Origin of the sequence: Achromobacter sp. ACM05, from assembly GCF_019218915.1 — a bacterium.
In the GTDB taxonomy this organism is placed as follows: Bacteria; Pseudomonadota; Gammaproteobacteria; order Burkholderiales; family Burkholderiaceae_B; genus Achromobacter; species Achromobacter animicus.
In genome coordinates this window covers 1,549,434-1,567,095 of the sequence record NZ_JAHUWQ010000002.1, presented here as the reverse complement: position 1 = coordinate 1,567,095, position 17,662 = coordinate 1,549,434, and the positions used below count along the sequence as shown (strand labels likewise).

At 66.9% G+C, this 17,662-nt stretch carries 13 protein-coding genes; 4 read left to right on the top strand and 9 right to left on the bottom strand.

Features of this window, described 5'->3' with window-relative positions; genetic code table 11:
• Positions 1–77: 77 nt before the first annotated feature.
• Positions 78–926, bottom strand: a complete 849-nt coding sequence (locus tag KW836_RS18100; protein ID WP_218344232.1) for a class I SAM-dependent methyltransferase — start codon at positions 924–926, stop codon at positions 78–80.
• A 161-nt stretch (positions 927–1,087) separates the two neighbouring features.
• Between KW836_RS18100 and KW836_RS18095 the strand changes: the two genes are divergently transcribed.
• From KW836_RS18095 to KW836_RS18085, 3 genes are all read left to right on the top strand, one after another.
• Complete coding sequence (locus KW836_RS18095; protein ID WP_370633040.1) at positions 1,088–3,205, top strand: transcriptional regulator; 2,118 nt, start codon at positions 1,088–1,090, stop codon at positions 3,203–3,205.
• 100 nt (positions 3,206–3,305) lie between these two features.
• Entirely contained in the window at positions 3,306–3,761 is a 456-nt protein-coding gene (locus tag KW836_RS18090) for a MarR family winged helix-turn-helix transcriptional regulator (RefSeq protein ID WP_218344230.1), read from the top strand.
• A 63-nt stretch (positions 3,762–3,824) separates the two neighbouring features.
• Positions 3,825–5,351 carry an MFS transporter gene (locus KW836_RS18085; RefSeq protein ID WP_218344229.1) on the top strand — a complete coding sequence of 509 codons (1,527 nt, stop codon included), beginning with the start codon at positions 3,825–3,827 and terminating at the stop codon, positions 5,349–5,351.
• A 9-nt stretch (positions 5,352–5,360) separates the two neighbouring features.
• Here KW836_RS18085 and KW836_RS18080 read toward each other — a convergent pair whose 3' ends face one another.
• The 7 genes from KW836_RS18080 to KW836_RS18050 all read right to left on the bottom strand — a co-directional run bounded on the left by KW836_RS18080 (position 5,361) and on the right by KW836_RS18050 (position 14,222).
• On the bottom strand, positions 5,361–6,623 hold the full coding sequence (locus KW836_RS18080; RefSeq protein ID WP_218344228.1) for a nitrate- and nitrite sensing domain-containing protein: 1,263 nt from the start codon (positions 6,621–6,623) through the stop codon (positions 5,361–5,363).
• 39 nt (positions 6,624–6,662) lie between these two features.
• Positions 6,663–7,439, bottom strand: a complete 777-nt coding sequence (gene cobA, locus KW836_RS18075; protein ID WP_175121133.1) for a uroporphyrinogen-III C-methyltransferase — start codon at positions 7,437–7,439, stop codon at positions 6,663–6,665.
• A 12-nt stretch (positions 7,440–7,451) separates the two neighbouring features.
• On the bottom strand, positions 7,452–9,197 hold the full coding sequence (locus KW836_RS18070; RefSeq protein ID WP_218344227.1) for a bifunctional protein-serine/threonine kinase/phosphatase: 1,746 nt from the start codon (positions 9,195–9,197) through the stop codon (positions 7,452–7,454).
• A 10-nt stretch (positions 9,198–9,207) separates the two neighbouring features.
• Positions 9,208–10,020, bottom strand: a complete 813-nt coding sequence (locus KW836_RS18065; RefSeq protein ID WP_056562246.1) for a formate/nitrite transporter family protein — start codon at positions 10,018–10,020, stop codon at positions 9,208–9,210.
• A 49-nt stretch (positions 10,021–10,069) separates the two neighbouring features.
• A complete protein-coding gene (gene nirD / locus KW836_RS18060) occupies positions 10,070–10,420 on the bottom strand; it encodes a nitrite reductase small subunit NirD (RefSeq protein ID WP_175138311.1) in 351 nt (116 codons plus the stop codon).
• A complete protein-coding gene (gene nirB, locus KW836_RS18055) occupies positions 10,420–12,981 on the bottom strand; it encodes a nitrite reductase large subunit NirB (RefSeq protein ID WP_218344226.1) in 2,562 nt (853 codons plus the stop codon). The genes nirD and nirB overlap by 1 nt, the downstream gene beginning before the upstream one ends.
• 350 nt (positions 12,982–13,331) lie before the next feature.
• The gene (locus KW836_RS18050) at positions 13,332–14,222 is read right to left on the bottom strand and encodes a LysR family transcriptional regulator (RefSeq protein WP_218344225.1); all 891 of its coding nucleotides are present in this window, start codon (positions 14,220–14,222) and stop codon (positions 13,332–13,334) included.
• Between the two features lie 309 nt (positions 14,223–14,531).
• Between KW836_RS18050 and KW836_RS18045 the strand changes: the two genes are divergently transcribed.
• Positions 14,532–16,154, top strand: coding sequence for a GMC family oxidoreductase (locus KW836_RS18045; RefSeq protein WP_218344224.1), 1,623 nt, complete (start codon positions 14,532–14,534; stop codon positions 16,152–16,154).
• A 70-nt stretch (positions 16,155–16,224) separates the two neighbouring features.
• On the opposite strand, the gene cfa is transcribed toward KW836_RS18045, so the two are convergent.
• Positions 16,225–17,415, bottom strand: coding sequence for a cyclopropane fatty acyl phospholipid synthase (gene cfa / locus KW836_RS18040; protein WP_218344223.1), 1,191 nt, complete (start codon positions 17,413–17,415; stop codon positions 16,225–16,227).
• Between the last annotated feature and the right edge of the window lie 247 nt (positions 17,416–17,662).

Below are 17,662 nucleotides of genomic sequence, written 5' to 3'. Positions count from 1 at the left end.
GAAGGCGCTGCGCCATGGACCACACAGCCGACCGCCAGGCCGATCCCGCCGCTTGCGAGGCGGGGGCTGCCGCGCGATCACCGGCGGGTGATCACGATTTCCATGTACTCGCTGGGCACCACGACCGCCGAATCGCCGGAGCGGTTGAAGCGTTCGATCTGCGCGGTGATATCGGCGGTCAGCGCCGTCTGCGCCGCGGGTTCCAGCGCGCCGAAGGCCTTGAGCAGCGGGCCGTAGTAGGTCTTGAAGACCTGCATCCAGTGCTCGGGCGAGCGGTAGCGGAACACGAAATGGCGCGGTTCGCACTGAATCGACGCGGCTTGCGATCCGAACATCTCTTCGATGCGCGCCTTGGTTCCCCACAGCGCGGGCGACTTGACGCCGGCGGGCGGGGGCAGGTGCTTGCCGATGGTCTTGAAGATCTGGCCGATGAAGCCGTCGGGTGTCCAGTTGGCCAGGCCGATCTTGCCGCCGTGCTTGCACACGCGCATCAGTTCGGACGCGGCCTTGTCCTGGTCTGCCGTGAACATCACCCCGAAGGTCGACATGACGACATCGAACGCGGCGTCGGGGAAGGGCAGCGCCTCGGCGTCGGCCTCCTGGAATTCGATCTTCAGGCGTTCCGCGGCGGCGCGTTCGCGGCCGCGGCTGAGCAGCGCGGGCACGTAGTCGGTCGACGTGACGTCGCACCAGCGGCGGGCGGCGGCCAGCGTGGCATTGCCGTTGCCGGCGGCAACGTCCAGCACCTTCTGCCCGGCGCGGACATCAAGGGCTTCGCAAAGCTGTTCTCCTACGATCTGCAGCGTGGTGCCGACGACGGCGTAGTCCCCGGAGGACCAGGTGCCCTGCTGGCGGGTCTTCAAGGCGGCCAGGTCGGGCTGTGCGGTTTCGCGCACGTCACTGGTGGCAAGGGAGGAAATGGACATGGTGAGTCTCCGTTATTGCGTGGGGTGCGCGACGGCATCCATTGCCAGCGCGCCGGGGTAGTGCAACCAGCGCCGCGAAGGAATTCGCGTGCCGTGCGCCCCGGAAACAACGATAAAAACCAGGCGTGGAGGCGAGCGTGGTAGCGGGCGTGGAATCTGCCGTGGATTCGACCGGCGCGGGCATCCACGTGCGCATGCTGGGACCGCTGGCGATCAGCCGCGGGGGCACTCCGCTCGCGTTGCCGCCGTCGCGCAAGCTGCGGGCGCTGATCGCCTACCTGGCGCTGGCCCCGAACGCCGTGATGCGGGCTCACCTGTGCGAATTGCTGTGGGATATACCGAACGATCCGCGCGGCGAGCTGCGCTGGTGCTTGAGCAAGGCGCGCGGCCTGCTGGATGAGCCGGGCCGCCGCCGGGTCGAGACGGTGCAGGACGCGGTGCGCCTCGACCTGTCCGATTGCCGCGTGGATGTCCTGGACATCGGCGCGGCGATGCAGGACGGCATCGACAAGGCGGGTCCCGACAGGCTGCGCGCCCTGTTGGCGCTGTTCCAGGGCGATTTCCTGGAAGGGCTTGAGATCGGCCGCAGTCCGTTCTTCCATAGTTGGCAGACTGCGCAGCGGCGGCGCCTGCGGGCTTGCCATGCGGCCGTGCTGGCGCACCAGGCCGCAAGCCTGCCGGCGGGCGCGGAAGAACGCTTCGCCTGCCTGGACAAGTGGCTGCAATTGGCGCCGTTCGATGCGCAGGCGCATGAACTGATGCTGGACGCGCTGGGCCTGCGCGGGCAGTGGCGCGAGGGCGAGGAACATCTGGCTGCGGCCGTGCGCGCGTTTGAGGCCGAGGGGCTGGATGGGCGGCCGCTGCGCGAGGCGTGGCGTGACGTGCGCGCCCGGCGGGCGGGCGGCGTGCAGACGTTGGGGCAGGGCTTGGATCAAGCGCTGGATCCGGCTTTTGCGGTGGCGCCGCGGCCTGGAGCGGCGGGGGCGACGATCACGGCCGAGACAGGCGCGCAGATCACGGCCGACCCGCCGTTCCAGCCGACGCCTGAAGCGGCTCTGCTTTCCCGCCTTTCCGAGCTCCCGCCGGACCGGCGCGGACGGGCATCCATCGCGGTCATGCCGTTCGTGGACCGGTCCGCGCAGGCCGGTGTACGGGGCGGATTGGCGGACGGCCTGGCCTTTGACGTTATCGCGCGGCTGGCAAAGCTGCGCAGCCTGTTCGTCATTGCGCAGGGCACCGTGTTTGCGCTGGATCAGCGCAGCGTCGGACCGGAGGAAGCGGGCCGCACGCTCAACGTGGATTATGTCGTCAGCGGCTCGCTGCGGCGCCACGGTCAGCGCCTTGCCGTGGACGTGCAACTGGTCGATTCACGCACGGCGCGTATCGTCTGGGCCGATGTCCTGGATCACCCGTTCGATGACGCCTTGCTGGCGCTGGACGAGATCGGCAACCGGATCGTGGCGTCCGTCGACATCGAGATCGAGGCGGCCGAGCGCAACCGCGCGATCCTGACGCCGCCCAATTCGCTGGACGCGTGGCAGGCGCATCACCGCGGCCTGTGGCATATGTACCGGTTCAACCGTACCGACAATGAGCAGGCCCGGCATTTCTTCGAGATGGCGGTGCGGCTGGATCCGACGTTTTCGCGGGCCTATGCGGGCTTGTCGTTCACGCATTGGCAGACCGCGTTCCAGCGTTGGGACGAGCAGGGCGATGCCATCGACCGGGCGTTCGAAACCGCCGGCCAGAGCCTGATCGCCGATGACCGCGATCCGGCGGCGCATTGGGCGATGGGGCGGGCGCTGTGGCTGCGCGGCAGCCAGGATCAGTCGGTCAGTGAACTGCGGATCGCCGTGGACCTCAGCCCGAACTTCGCGCTGGGCCATTACACGCTGGGCTTTGTCGACTGCCAGATGGGCGATGCGCAAGCCGCCATCGGCGCATCCGATCACTCGCGCCACTTGAGCCCTTTCGATCCGCTGCTGTTTGGCATGCTGGCCGTGCGCGCACTGGCGCTGGTGCGGCTGGGCCGGATCGAGGAGGCGGCCGGATGGGCGATCAAGGCCGCCGCGCGCCCCAACGCGCACGTGCACATCCTGGCGATTGCCGCCTGCTGCCTGTCGCTGGCCGGCCGAACTGACGAGGCGCTGGGGTTTCTGCCCGCCATCCGCAAGGCGCAGGCGACCTACCGGGTCGACGACTTCCTGGCGTCGTTCCGGCTGGAGCCCGACACGCAGGCGCTGTTCCGCGAGGGCGCGCGGCGGATCGGAATCGGATAGTGCAGCATTCGCCACGCTTCGCCAGATTCCGCTTGCTAGGTAGCTGCCTAGGCAGCTAATATCCCGTCATTGATTTCGACGGCGGCGCGCCGGGCCCATCATGAGCAACGCAACTCCTTCTGTGCTGGACGAACTGTGCACCGGCGAACTGGGATTCCTGGTGACCTCGGTGCGCAACGGCATTCTGGACGCACTGGACCGCGATCTGGCCCCGTTGCAGATCACCGTGCAGCAGTACGTCGTGCTCAATTGCATCGTCAAGGGGCGGGGACGCACGCTTAGCGACTTCTGCCGGGTGCTTTCCTATGACTCGGGCGCCATGACCCGATTGCTGGATCGGATCGTGGCCAAGGGCTTCATTCGCCGGGTCGAAAACGAAGCCGACCGCCGCAGTTCGCTGATTGAGCTGACCGAACAGGGCAAGGCGGCTTTTCCGCAGGCGCGCCAAGCCACCGAAGTGGCGTTTCGCCGGCTGCTGGACGGCTTTTCCGAGGCAGAGGCGCAAGTGCTGCACAAGCTGCTATCCCGGATCCTGATCAACGCGCGGCCGGCGTAATTTGCCGGGCGCTTTTTTTTACCTATTTATCTGCCTAGGCATATACAGCCTGGGCTGTGAACCATGTCCCACCCCAAGCCTTCCGTCCCGCTGCTCCTCGTCATCGGCGCGCTGACGTTCATTGACTTCCTGCAGAACGGCATGGCCACCTTTGGCGCAGCGCCCATCATGGGAGAAATCGGCGCCAGCCCCGAGGAATACACCCACATCGCGCTCATCTACGCCTGCGTGGCCGTGATGATGATCGCGTTGCAGGGCTGGCTTACGCATCGGCTGGGCTTGCGCGCCTACCTGCTGGCGTCGCTGGCCGCCGCCGGCATGGGCGCGGCGGTCTGCGCGCTGGCGCAGGACCCGGCGCAATTCCTGTTGGGGCGCGTGTTGATGGCGCTGGGCTGCGCAGCGATGCTTACCTCGTCCCGGCTGACCGTCAACCTGATTCCGCCCAGCCCCGCGCGCTTCCTGGGCATCAAGGCCTTGGCGACCGGCCTGTGCCTGGGGACCGCGCTGGCGCCCTGGCTCGCCGCGATGGCAGTCGAGCACGATGGCTGGCCGTTGATGTTCTGGCTGATCGCGGCGTTGTCGGTGCTGGCGATGGCGCCCGTCTTGCTGGCCATGCCGGGACGCGAGGCGGGATCGGTCCTGGCCGGCAACGTGCGCCTGCTGCCGATCGCCGCGCTGGGCGCGGGCAGCTTCCTGGTGCTGCATGCGTTGCAGCGCGCGTATTACGACTTCTTCAGCCACGGCAGCCTCCTGGCGCTGTCGGCGGCGGCGGGGGTAGCCGCACTGGGTTACTTCGTGTGGTCGGAAACGCGCAACGGCGCGCCGCTGCTCCGGCTGGGCGGCATGAACGAAGCACGGTTCCTCTGCGGACTGGCGCTCTTCACGGTCTGCTATGTGATGCTCGGCGCCAATGGCTACCTGGTGCCGGTGATGCTGCAGCGTGCGCTGGGGCAGGCCTGGGTCACCGCGGGCAAATTCTTTGCGTTGGGATTGGGGGCGGGCGTGCTGACCTGGGCCGTGATGTCGCAATTGCTGCCGCGCTGGCCCTCGCCGCGCAAGTTCTTCGTGACCGGCTTCCTGGCGCTGGCGGCGTTCGGGGTGTGGATGTCGCGCCTGACGCCCACGGCCAACATGTGGACCGACGTGTTTCCCGCGCTGGCCTGCTACGGCATGTTCATCATGACCCTCATGCCCACGACCGCGATGCAGACCTTTACGGGCCTGACGGGCGACCCGGCAGTGTTCGCTCATGCGCAGCAGGTCAAGAACATGCTGGCGCAGGTCGGCCAGGCGCTGGGGATCATGCTGGCCACCATCGGCCAGCAGTGGTTCACGTCGCGGCACTACACGGTGCTGCGGGAAAGCATTGCGACGGGCAATGCGCAGTTCGAGGCGGCGAAGGCGCAGCTGACCGCCTATTTCACCGCGGCGGCGGGGCCGGCACAGGCGCAGCAGCTTGCCACGGCCCAGATCGCGCAACTGCTGGACCAGCAGTCGGTGCTGCTGGCCAGCCTGGATCATTTCCGAATCGTGGCGGGCGTGGCGCTGGTGGCGGCCGTCGTCAGCCTGGTCCAGCGCGTGTTCCGCTAGGGGCAGGGTTCAGTTGCCGCCCAGCTGCGCGATGATCTGCCGCGCCACGTCTGCCAGCGACAGGCCGCCGTCCATCGCCGCGCGTTGCAGGCGTTCGTGCGCCGCCTGCTCGGTCAAACCGTATCGGCTGATCAACAGCAGCTTGGCGCGGTCGACGCGCTTTCTGTCGTCCAGCGCGCCACGCACACTGGTCAGCGCATCGTCGGCCTGCTGCATGCGCAGCGTCTGCTCGCGCATCATGTCCAGAATCGACCGTTCCAGCTCGCCGCCCACGCCGTCCTCGGGCGGCACGTCCAGGATGCGGCTCTGCACGCTGAACACCATGCTGGGGACGCGGCCGCTGGCATGATCGGTGTAGCGGCTGAGCAGGAGGCGGCGGTCGTCCAGTTCCTGGCGGGTGTCGGCGATGCGCCGGGCGCATTGCTGCGCCAGTTCCTGCGCCAATTGGGTTTCAACGTTGCGCATGGCGTCGATGCGCGCCGTACACAGGTCAAACCACAACTCGGCCAGGCCGCTGTCGACGCGCTGCGCGTCCGACGTGTGCTGCGCCATGTCGCGCATGCGTTGCACGGGTTGCGCCTGCTGCTGGACCTGGTCCCACGCCTGCAGTGGCGCGCCCTGCACATACTGCGTGTAGACGCCGAAGCTGCGGGCCTGGTTGGCCGCGAGGCCCAGCATGCGCGCCTTGCGGGCGTCGTCGAACCAGCCGGCCGTAAAGCCCATGACGCCGCAGGCGCGCTCCTGGCCGCTCAGTTCCTTGCCTTGCATGAAATTCAGCAGCGCCACCAAGAGGCGCGTGACATCCGGATCGAGTGAAGAGTCGGCGGCTTCGAAGACCACTGCAAGCAGGCTGCCGATCACCTGGGTGAATCGGGTATCGGCGTCTTCCACCGCCACGCGCCGGTCGCGGACCTCGCGGCGCAAGGCCGGCAGCTCGTCCAGCCGGAAGAGGGCGTAGGCGATGCAATTGAGCAGGCGTGCCCGGCCGCTGCCGGCCGCGGGGTCGGATTCCAGTCCATCAAGGAATGTGCGTACGCCGGCTTCCACGGCCTGCGCGTCGTTCGACAGGCCGGCCAGCACCGGCTGCAGCCGGTCCGCGGCGCTGCACAGGGTCAGGTTGGAGTAGCCGCGCTCCTTTTGCAGCGCGTGCACCAGCGCACTGATGCGCAGCACCAGGTCGCAGGTGGCGGCCAGGACTTCCAGTCCTTGAAGTTCGCTGCGGCGGGCGGCGAGCAGGAAGCGCAGCGGCGGCGGCATGTGGCGTTCGGCCATCGGTATCTCTGTGCGGGGTGAGGCGCGTCTTCGCGGAAATCAGGCCGTCCGGCGTTGCGGCGCAAGCACGCCGCCCGCGTCGTCCAGCACGCCGAACATCCGGCAGGCGGCGACTTCGCCGATGACCAGCACGGCAGGGCTGCGCAACCGGAAGGTCTGGGCATCGGACGCCATGCTGGCCAGCGTCGACGGACAGACCCGCTGGCCGGGAAGCGACGCGCGCTCGATCATCGCTACCGGCGTGTCCGGCGCCATGCCGGCAGCCAGCAACTGGGCGGTCATGTCGTGCACCTTTGCCACGCCCATGTAGACCACCAGCGTCGTGCCGCTGCGTGCCAAGCCGGACCAGTCGGGCGTTGCGCCGTCCTGCGAATGCGCGGTGATGAGTGTAACGCCCTGGGCCATGCCACGCTGCGTCAGCGGGATCCCGGCCGACGTTGCCGCGGCCAGCCCGGCGGTGATGCCGTTCACGATTTCGCAGGCCACGCCGTGGTCGCTGAGCCACTGCGCTTCCTCGCCGCCGCGGCCAAAGATGCAGGGATCGCCACCCTTGAGCCGCGCCACGCGCAGGCCCTGGCGGGCGTAGCGCAGCATCAGGCGCTGGATGAAGTCCTGCGGCGTGGAGCGGCAGCCCCCGCGCTTGCCCACGCGCACGATGCGGGCGTTGGGGCAGTGCTGCAGAATCTCGGGGTTGACCAGGTCGTCGACCAGGACCACGTCGGCCCGGGCAAGCGCCTTGACGGCTTTCAAGGTCAGCAGCTCGGGATCGCCGGGGCCGGCGCCGATCAGGGACACGGTGGGATTCGTGGCGGGCATGGTCGTCTCGTTTCAGGAGGTCAGGGCCTGGACCACGATCACGATAGCCAGGATCAGGCAGAGGCCTTTCCAGAAAGCCACCGGATTGCGTTCCAAGAGGGGCAGGCGTTCGCCGCCGCGCACGTCGGGCGGATTGCGCAGCGCGTGCGTGAATTCGGACAGCTCGGGCGTGCGGTGCTGCGGGTCGGGATGCAGGGCCCGGCTGAGCACGCTGTCGATCCACGCCGGGATTTCGCGTTCCCGGTCCAGCACCGACACGTAGGTCAGCCGTAGTTGCGCGGCGCGGCTGCGCGATCGCGCCACATCGGCGCCGTACGGCAGGCGGCCGGACAGCATCTGGTACAGGATCGCGGCCAGCGAATAGATGTCGGACCGCGCCGTGCCGGCTTCGCCGAGGAAGTACTCGGGCGCCGCATATTGGGCGGTGCCCAGCACCGGCATGGCGTCGTCGCCATCGGCGCCCAGTTCCTGGATGCCGGCCGTGCGGGCCGAGCCCAGATCGATGATCTTTGCCGTGCCGTCGGGCGTGATCAGGATGTTGTCCGGCCGCAGATCCTGATGCACGATCTCCAGCCGGTGAAACGCCTGGAGGCCGCGTGCGATCTGCTCGATGATGGCGATTGCCGGTTCCAGCGCCGGACGCGGATTGGCCGCCATCCATTGCGTCAGCGTGCGGCCTTCGATGTATTCGCTCACGGTGTAGAGCGAGCGGCGCTGCCGCGTGCGCGGCCAGGCGCGCACGACGTGGCGGCTGTCGATGCGGCGCGCCAGCCATTCCTCGGTCAAGAGGCGTTCCAGATAGGCGGGGTCGTGCCGCAGGTCCAAGGACGGGATCTTGATGACGACGGTGTCGCCGCTGTCGAGGTCTTCGGCCAGGTAAACGTGGCTGCGGCTGCTGGCGCGCAGCTCGTCCGTGATGCGAAAGCCTTCGAACGTCTGACCCACGTCCAGCAACGGCGGACAGGGCAGGCTGCCGGAATACTGCGCCATCTCAGCGGCCTGGCGCGCGGGCAGGGCGTCGACGCGCACGATTTGCATGGTCAGGTTGTCGTCGCTGCCGCGGGCAAGCGCCAGTGCGACCAATGCGCGCGCGGCGGCGTCCAGATCGCTGGCGTTCGCGGCCACGGCCTCGCGCAGATCGTCGTCGCCGACATGCTCGTACACGCCATCGGTCGCCAGCAGGAACACGTCGCCCGGTTCCACGGCCTGGGTGTGATAGTCGATTTCCAGATGCGGCGCCAGGCCCAGCGCGCGGCCCAGGTAACTTTTGTCGTGCGCGACCCAGACGCGGTGATCCTCGGTCAGCTGCTCGATCGCGCCATCCCGCAGGCGATAGATGCGCGCGTCGCCGATATGCAGGATGTGCGCGGTGGCGCCCTTGAGCACCATCACGGTCAGCGTGCAGACGTAGCCGCTGTCCTGGTCCTGCCCATGGCGCTGGCGGCTTTGCGAATGCAACCAGGCGTTGGCCGCGCTGAGCACCTTCTGGGCCGACTTCTTCACGGACCAGGTCTCGGGCGTGCAGTAATAGTCTTCCAGAAAGCTGGCCACCGCCGTCTCGCTGGCGATGTGACTGACGTTGCTGCTGCTGATGCCGTCGGCCAGCGCGATGGCGATGCCCTTGGCGCCCAGCAGCGGCTCGCCCGGCACGCACAGCCCGTGGAAGTCCTGGTTGACGGACTTGACGCCGGGATCGGTGTGCTGGCCCACCGCCACTTTCAGCGAGGCGGCGGGCGCGCCGGGAGAGTAGTCGTCCATGCTGAAGCGATCAGTTGAAGCGGCGCTTGGGCGCGGTCTTCATGTGCGTGGTGTAGAGCGTCAGGCCCGTCAGCGAGATGCCGCCGATCAGGTTGCCCAGCACCACCGGGATTTCGTTCCAGATCATGTAGTCCATGATCGAGAAGTTGCCGCCCATGATCATGGCCGACGGGAACAGGAACATGTTGACGATGGAGTGCTCGAAGCCCATCGCGAAGAACAGCATGACGGGCATCCACATGGCGATGACCTTGCCGCTGACGGTGGTCGAGATCATGGCGCCCACGACGCCCAGCGACACCATCCAGTTGCACAGCACGCCGCGGATGAAGATGGTCAGCATGCCGCCTGCACCGTATTCCTTGTAGCCCAGCGTGCGGTCTTCGCCGATGTGCGAGATGACCTGGCCGACCTTGTTGGGCGGCACCGAAAAGCCGTACGTGAAGACGATGGCCATCAGCACGGCGACGGTCAGCGCGCCCAGGAAGTTGCCCACGAAGACCTTGCCCCAGTGCTTGAGGATGCCGCCCATCGTGACGCCGGGCCGCTTGTCAAAGAGCGCCAGCGGGGTCAGTACGAATACGCCCGTCAGAAGGTCGAAGCCCATCAGGTACAGGATGCAGAACCCGACGGGAAAGAGCGCGGCGCCCAGGATGGGCGAGCCGGTCTGCACCGTGACGGTGACGGCGAAGACCGCGGCAATCGCGAGGATGGCGCCGGCCATGAAGGCGCGGATCAGGACGTCGCGGGTTGCCATGTAGAGCTTCGATTCGCCGGCATCCACCATCTTGGTGACGAACTCGGAAGGAGCGAGGTAGGACATGATGTTTCCTGTTGCTGTGCTGATGTGATGAATACGTTTGCGGCGGCCGTCAGGCGATTTCGACCGCGTCGCCGTTCAAGCGCACCTGCCAGGTCTGCAGGCGCTGCTCGGGAAATTGCACGCAGCTGCCGTCCGCCAGCCGGAAGTGCTGCTTGTAGAGCGGGGACGCCACCACCAGGTCGCCGGCCAGCTGGCCCACGATTCCACGGCCGATGACGTTGGCGCCGGACTTCGGGTCGCGGTTCGACACGGCGTACAAGGTCTGACCCTCGGCGTCGGGCAGGTAGAACAGCGCGACTTGCGCGCCGTCGACCAGGGCGACGACGCCGGAGTTGGCGACGAGGTCCTGGCGGTTGCACGCGTGGCGCCAGGCGGGGTGGGTGTTGGGCAGGGCGGCCATCAGACGATCTCCTCGGCAATCGGGATGACGCGCTGGACGGCGCGCGCCGGGGCCGGACGGGGCTGGCCGCGTTCCTGAACGAACTGGATGTCGGGGTCGCCCTGGCTGTCGTTGACGAAGGTGCGAAAGCGCTTGAGCTTTTCAGGGTCGCTGAGGGCGTTGGCCCATTCGCATTCGTAGCGGTCCACCACCAGTTGCATCTGCGCTTCAAGCTCGGCGCCCAGGCCCAGGCTGTCGTCGATCACGACCGCCTTCAGATAGTCCAGGCCGCCTTCCAGCGACTCGCGCCACACCGACGTGCGCTGCAGCTTGTCAGCCGTGCGGATGTAGAACATCAAGAGGCGGTCGATGTAGCGGATGAGGGTGGCGTCGTCCAGGTCGGTGGCAAAGAGCTCGGCATGGCGCGGACGCATGCCGCCGTTGCCGCACACGTACAGGTTCCAGCCGTTCTCGGTGGCGATGACGCCGATGTCCTTGCTTTGCGCTTCGGCGCATTCGCGGGTGCAGCCGGACACGGCGAACTTCAGCTTGTGCGGGGCGCGCAGGCCTTTGTAGCGGTGCTCGATGTCCAGCGCCATCTTCACGCTGTCCTGCACGCCGAAGCGGCACCAGGTGCTGCCGACGCAGGACTTCACGGTGCGGGTGGACTTGCCGTAGGCGTGGCCCGTCTCGAAGCCGGCGGCGATGAGTTCCGACCAGATGCCGGGCAGCTCGTGCAGTTGCGCGCCGAACAGGTCGATGCGCTGGCCGCCCGTCACCTTGACGTACAGGTTGTATTTCTTGGCGACCATGCCGACGGCGATCAGGCCGTCCGGCGTGACTTCGCCGGCCGGCATGCGCGGCACCACCGAATAGGTGCCGTTCTTCTGCATGTTGGCCATGAAGGTGTCGTTGGTGTCCTGCAGCGGCACCAGGTGCGGGTCCTGGATGGGCCGGTTCCAGCAGGACGCGAGGATCGAGCCGATGGCGGGCTTGCAGATCTCGCAGCCGACGTGGCCACGGCCGTGGCTGGCCAGGATTTCTTCGAAGGTCTCGGCGCCGCTCACGCGCACGATCGCGTACAGCTCCTGGCGGGTGTAGCCAAAGTGCTCGCACAGGCTCTTGTCCACCACGACGCCGCGGCTGGCCAGTTCGTGTTCGACCACCTGCTTGAGCAGGCCCGCGCAGCCGCCGCAGCCCGAGGCCGCCTTGGTGCAGGCCTTGACGCCCGCCAGGTCCGTACAGCCGCCGTCGATGGCGTCGCAGACGGCGCCCTTGCTGACGTTGTGGCAGGAGCAGATCGTGGCGGTGGCGGGCAGGGCGTCCACGCCCAGCAGCGGCGCGGCCTGGCCTTGCGGCAGGATCAGGCTGGACGGATCGGCGGGCGGTGCGATGCCGTTCTGGGTGTATTGCAGCAGCGTGTCGTAGTAGCTGTTGTCGCCCACCAGCACCGCGCCCAGGACACGCTTGCCGTCCTCGGAGATCACCAGGCGGCGGTAGCTGGAGCCGGCCTCATCGATGAAACGGTAGCTGCGCGAGCCGGGCGTGGCCCCGTGCGCGTCGCCAATCGACCCCACGTCCACGCCCAACAGCTTGAGCTTCGTGGACATGTCGGCGCCCGAAAACGCCTGTTCCGGCGCGCCGCACAGTTCGGCCGCCACGATGCGGGCCATCTGGTAGCCGGGGGCAACCAGACCGAACACCGTGCCGTTCCACGACGCGCATTCGCCGATGGCGTAGATGTGTTCGTCGCTGCTGCGGCAGCGGTCGTCGATGGCGACACCGCCGCGCTCGGCCAGCGCCAGCCCGGCCTTGCGCGCCAGGAACACCTGCGGACGGATCCCGGCCGAGAACACGATCAGGTCGGTTTCCAGCGGGGCGCCTTCGGCAAAGCGCATGCGGTAGCGGTATTGCGTGCCCGGCTTGATGTCCTGCGTGGCGCGCGACAGGTGCACGCCCACGCCCAGCGCCTCGATGCGCGCCTTCAGCGCCGCGCCGCCGGCCTCGTCCAATTGCACCGGCATCAGGCGCGGCGCGAATTCGACCACGTGCGCTTCCAGATTCAGCGACTTGAGCGCATTGGCGGCTTCCAGCCCCAACAGCCCGCCGCCGACAACCACGCCGCGCCGCGCGCCGCTGGCGGCTTCGCGGATCAGGTCCAGGTCGTCGATGCTGCGATACACCAGGCGCGAATTGCCCTCGGCGCCCGCGATGGGCGGCACGAAGGGATAGGAGCCCGTCGCCAGCACCAGCTTGTCATAGGCGAAGCGGCCATTGGCGGTGATGACTTCCCGGGCGTGGCTGTCGATGTCCAGCACGGGCTCGCCCAGGCGCAGCGTCACGCCGTCCTGCTCATACAGCGAGGCCTCGCCCAGCGCCATCGACTCGGCGTCGCGCCCGTTCAGGTACTCGGACAGATGGACGCGGTCATAGGCGCGGCGGGTTTCTTCGCCAAAGATGGTGATGCGATAGCGCTCGAGGGCGCCGCGGGCGATCAATTGCTCGACGCAATGATGGCCCACCATGCCGTTGCCGATGACAATCAGCGTCTGCAAGGAATCGGAGGTGGCCGCTGCATTCATGGGATTTCCCCAGGCTTGGATTTTCGGTTTCAAAAGACAAACGGCGCCCTGGACCTTTCGGTCGGGGCGCCATTGCCGGTACTGCTCACGTTGTCTTGCCGGGTTTGCACCCGCACATAGGCAATTAAGCAAAGTCCATGCCAGGTATGTCGAGGCGCGATGTGTCGGGGGAAATTCCCTTGCGATTCATAGGGAAGGAGGGCGTTGCGAAGGCGCGATGAGGGGCAGCGGCCGATCTGCGCGGATCCGCGCGCATGCTTCGTATCGGTGCATATCCGTGTGCGCCCTGCACCCGTTTGGCGCAGCGCAGCATGGATGGCTGTTGGGACGTGCGGCGGCCGACAGCCGAATCAGGCGAATGCCGCCTGCACCGCGGCAAAGGCGGCCGCGACGAGCGGATTGTCGCGCCGCGCCGCCTGGGTGATGAAGGACAGCTCTGCCTGGATCGACAGGCCTTTCACGAGCTGCAGGCCGCTGGATTGCGATTCGCGCAGCGCGATGGCGTCTCGCGCGAGGGACAGGCCCACGCCCGAGCGCACCAGATCCAGCATCGAAGCCTCCTGATCGACCTCGGCCACCGCGTGCGGCGTAATGCCCAGGGCGTCGAACTTGTCGGACAGCAGGCGGTGGTGGACTGAATCCGGCGGGGTCCAGATCCACGGCAACGCGGCGATTTCCGCCCAGCCCCGTCCCGCGACCTGCGCGCTCCAGCTTTTTGGGGCGACGACGTAATAGGAAAAGGAAGCAAGCGGTTGGGCGTGCAGGCCGGAGGGCTGGCTGCCGTCCCGGGCGTGTGGCCCCAGAAAGAACCCCACGTCCAATTCTCCGGCGCGCACTTGCCGGCCGACCGATCCGGACATGCCGTGCCGCAGGGTGGGGCGGATCTTCGGGTAATGCTCGACCAGATACTGCAGCGTGGCGCCCAGCCGCAGGAATTCCGGGTCCAGGATCGTCCCGATGCGCAGTTCGCCCTGCACCGTATCGCGCAACGCGCCGATGGCGCGCTGAAAGTCATCCAGCGCGTCCAACACCCGCTGCGCCGACGGCAACAGCGCCCGTCCATCCGCGTTAGGCGCCAACCCCTGCGCCGTCCGCGCAAACAGCGTCAGGTCCAGCGATTCCTGAAAATTTTTGAGATGCAGGCTGAGCGCAGGCTGTGTCAAATGCAGATGCTCGGCCGCGCGCGTCAAATTACCTTCGCGCGCGACGGCGGCAAACGTGCGGATGTGCTTCAGGTCCATGGATGCTCCCGGAAATCGCGTTGGAGGGTGTCGGACACCTCATTTCGTCCTACAAAACCGGTGGTGTCAGACACCTCATTCAGTCCTACAAAATCAGGGGTGTCTGACACCCACCCGCACCCGACCAAGCGTGGAAACTGCCGAGCATTATTAGAGACGCTAATAATCCCCTTTTCAACATTTCATTGGACAGCCGCCCCGTCCTGCGCCAGAGTCTTGCCAGATTCCCGGCGCGCGTCCAACGTCGTAGCCGGGGCGGCTCACCGTGGCGGCGTTCGATTTGGACCCGCGACTTGATAAGAAGAGCTTATGGAGACATACGACTACATCATCGTAGGCGCGGGTTCGGCCGGCTGCGTGCTGGCCAACCGCCTGAGCCGCGACCCTGCCCTGCAGGTGCTGCTGCTGGAAGCCGGCGGGCGCGACAACTATCACTGGATTCATATCCCCGTCGGTTACCTGCACTGCATCGGCAACCCGCGCACGGACTGGATGTACCGGACGGCCGAAGAGCCGGGGCTGGGCGGGCGCTCGCTCATCTATCCGCGTGGCCGCGTGCTGGGCGGATGTTCGTCCATCAACGGCATGATCTACATGCGTGGCCAGAAGCAGGACTACGAGGACTGGGCCGCGCTGTCGGGCGACGCGGCCTGGAGCTGGGATCAGGTGTTGCCGGTCTTCAAGCGCAGCGAGGACTATCACCGGGGCGCTGATGAATTCCACGGCGCGGGCGGCGAATGGCGCGTGGAGTCGCAGCGCCTGCGCTGGGACATCCTGGAAGCCTTCGCTTCGGCGGCCGAACAGGAAGGCATCCCGCGCGTGCAGGATTTCAACCGCGGCGACAATTTCGGCAGCGGCTATTTCGAGGTCAACCAGCGCAGCGGCTGGCGCTGGAATACGTCCAAGGCGTTTCTGCGGCCGGTGCGCAAGCGCCCGAACCTGCATGTGATGACGGGCGCGCTGGCCGAACAGCTTGAATTCGATGAAAAGCACTGCGTCGGCGTGCGCGTCAACCAGAACGGCCGCGCGACGTCGTTGCGCGCGCGGCGCGAAGTGGTGCTGGCGGCCGGCGCGGTGAACTCGCCGCACCTCCTGGAAGTCTCCGGCATCGGCGAGCCCGCGCGCCTGCGCGAAGCCGGCATCACGCTGCGCCACGCCTTGCCCGGCGTGGGCGAGAACCTGCAGGACCATCTGCAATTGCGCGTCATCATCAAGGTGAACGGCGTCAAGACGCTGAACCGTATCGCGTCCACGTGGCTGGGCAGGGCGGGCATCGGGCTGGAGTATCTGGTGAGCCGCAGCGGTCCGATGAGCATGGCGCCGTCGCAATTGGGCCTGTTCGCCAAATCCGATCCCGGCCAGGACCGCGCCAACGTCGAATTCCACGTGCAGCCGCTGTCGTTGGGGGCGTTCGGCGAACCCCTGCATGGTTTCGACGCCTTCACCGCCAGTGTCTGCAACCTGCGCCCCACGTCGCGCGGCAGCGTGCACGCGCAAGGACCGGCGGGGCAGAAGGGCAGCGAAGCCCCCCTCATCCGCCCCAACTACCTGAGCACCGACGACGACCTGCGCGTGGCTACCAATTCCATTCGCCTGGTGCGCCGCATTGCCGCCGCGCCCGCCTTGCAGCGATACCGGCCGGACGAATGGCTGCCGGGACCGGCATTCCAGACCGAAGAAGAATTGCGCCAGGCGGCGGGCAAGATCGGCACCACCATCTTCCACCCGGTGGGTACCTGCGCGATGGGCCGGGACGCCGACAGCGGCGCGGTGGTGGACGCGCGGCTGCGCGTGCATGGGCTGCAAGGCCTGCGCATCGCCGACGCGTCGATCATGCCGCGCATCACCTCGGGCAACACCAATTCGCCGACGATCATGATTGCGGAGCGCGCGGCGGACATGATCCGGGAAGAGGCGGGGGCGGCGCGATAGCCCTCCGCCAATGACAACAAGCCGCCCGGTCAGGGGGCGGCTTGCCTGGGCACGCGCGAATACGGCGGGTTTAACGCAGCGACCGGTACGTCTCCTGACGCTGCGGATGCGTCAGAATCACCTGCCAAAGCTGCCCTTCGCGCGACCGGAAAAAGCCCGCGCAGCACATCAGGTAGTACTTCCACATCCGGTAGAAGCGGGTGCCGTAGCGCGACTCCAGCGTGGGCCAGGCCTGCTCGAAGCGGTCCCACCATGCCATCAGCGTGCGGTCGTAGTCCGCCCCGAAGTTGTGCCAGTCCTCGACGATGAACCGGCCTTCGACGGCCGTCGCGATTTCGCGCGCCGACGGCAGCTTGCCGTTGGGAAACACGTAGCGGTCGATCCACGGATCGGTGCTCTGGCTGGTGGCCGCGATACCGATGGTGTGCAGCAGGAAAATGCCTTCGGGCGCCATCAGCCGCTGCACGTTGGTGAAGTACGTGTCGTAATTCTTCGGCCCGACGTGCTCGAACATCCCGACCGACACCACCTTGTCGAAGCGGCCTTGCAGATCGCGGTAGTCCTGCAGCAGCAGCTCCACGGGCAGGCCTTTGACGCGTTCCTGCGCCAGGGCCAGTTGCTCCTTGGATACGGTCACGCCCGTGACCTTGACGCCGTAGCGCTCCGCCGCGAACTTGGCCAGTCCGCCCCAGCCGCAGCCGATGTCCAAGAGCGTCTCGCCTTCCTTCAATTGCAGCTTGCGGCAGATCATGTCCAGCTTGGCGACCTGTGCCTCCTCCAGCGTCTGGGCGTGTTCCCAATACGCGCAGGAGTAGATCATCCGGCTGTCCAGCATCGCCTCGAACACGTCGTTGCCGGCGTCGTAATGCTGCTCACCGACTTCAAACGCCCGATGCTTGGACTGAAGATTGAACAGCTTGTGGCGCAGGTGCTCGGCAATCAGCTTGATGCGCGCCACGCCCAGCGCCGCCGATCCCATGTCGGCACGCAGCAGGCGGGTGAAGAGCTCGTCCAATTGGTCGCAGTCCCACTCGCCGTCCATGTACGACTCGCCCAGCCCCAACGACCAGCTGGCGAACACCCGCTCGTACATATGCTTGTCATGCACCTGCATGTCCCAGGGCCGCGAACCGTTGATCTGCACGTCGGCACGCGCCATCAGGTCCTGCAGGATTTTCGGGGGGGCGGGGGGAGGGGAAATGACGCTGGGTTGACCGGCAGGCTGCTCGGTCAGCGGGGTGATGGGACTGCTTTGCTGCATACGGACTCCATATCAATTTTGGGATGACTGATCTGGCAATGCCTGAAGCTTTTTACTGTGCGCCTTGAAAGTTATGCAACTCCAATTTAATGATTGCATCGGGCCCATAGCCAACGGCAATGCGCGGCGGGCCGGGCGAAAAGCAGGCGAAGGACGGGCGCTCGGAGAATGCAAGGATCGTAGCCACGACCGCCGGGATAGTCCAGAGCAGGCCGCACCGGCGTTGCATAACCGATAAGATAGCGGC

What these genes read in the sequence shown, in the direction of transcription:
- KW836_RS18090 (WP_218344230.1), top strand. Translation starts at nt 3,306, where the DNA reads ATGAGCAACGCAACTCCTTCTGTGCTGGACGAACTGTGCACCGGCGAA.
- KW836_RS18085 (WP_218344229.1), top strand. Translation starts at nt 3,825, where the DNA reads ATGTCCCACCCCAAGCCTTCCGTCCCGCTGCTCCTCGTCATCGGCGCG.
- KW836_RS18045 (WP_218344224.1), top strand. Translation starts at nt 14,532, where the DNA reads ATGGAGACATACGACTACATCATCGTAGGCGCGGGTTCGGCCGGCTGC.
- KW836_RS18050 (WP_218344225.1), bottom strand. Translation starts at nt 14,222, where the DNA reads ATGGACCTGAAGCACATCCGCACGTTTGCCGCCGTCGCGCGCGAAGGT.
- KW836_RS18080 (WP_218344228.1), bottom strand. Translation starts at nt 6,623, where the DNA reads ATGGCCGAACGCCACATGCCGCCGCCGCTGCGCTTCCTGCTCGCCGCC.
- cfa (WP_218344223.1), bottom strand. Translation starts at nt 17,415, where the DNA reads ATGCAGCAAAGCAGTCCCATCACCCCGCTGACCGAGCAGCCTGCCGGT.
- KW836_RS18065 (WP_056562246.1), bottom strand. Translation starts at nt 10,020, where the DNA reads ATGTCCTACCTCGCTCCTTCCGAGTTCGTCACCAAGATGGTGGATGCC.
- KW836_RS18100 (WP_218344232.1), bottom strand. Translation starts at nt 926, where the DNA reads ATGTCCATTTCCTCCCTTGCCACCAGTGACGTGCGCGAAACCGCACAG.
- nirD (WP_175138311.1), bottom strand. Translation starts at nt 10,420, where the DNA reads ATGGCCGCCCTGCCCAACACCCACCCCGCCTGGCGCCACGCGTGCAAC.
- nirB (WP_218344226.1), bottom strand. Translation starts at nt 12,981, where the DNA reads ATGAATGCAGCGGCCACCTCCGATTCCTTGCAGACGCTGATTGTCATC.
- cobA (WP_175121133.1), bottom strand. Translation starts at nt 7,439, where the DNA reads ATGCCCGCCACGAATCCCACCGTGTCCCTGATCGGCGCCGGCCCCGGC.
- KW836_RS18070 (WP_218344227.1), bottom strand. Translation starts at nt 9,197, where the DNA reads ATGGACGACTACTCTCCCGGCGCGCCCGCCGCCTCGCTGAAAGTGGCG.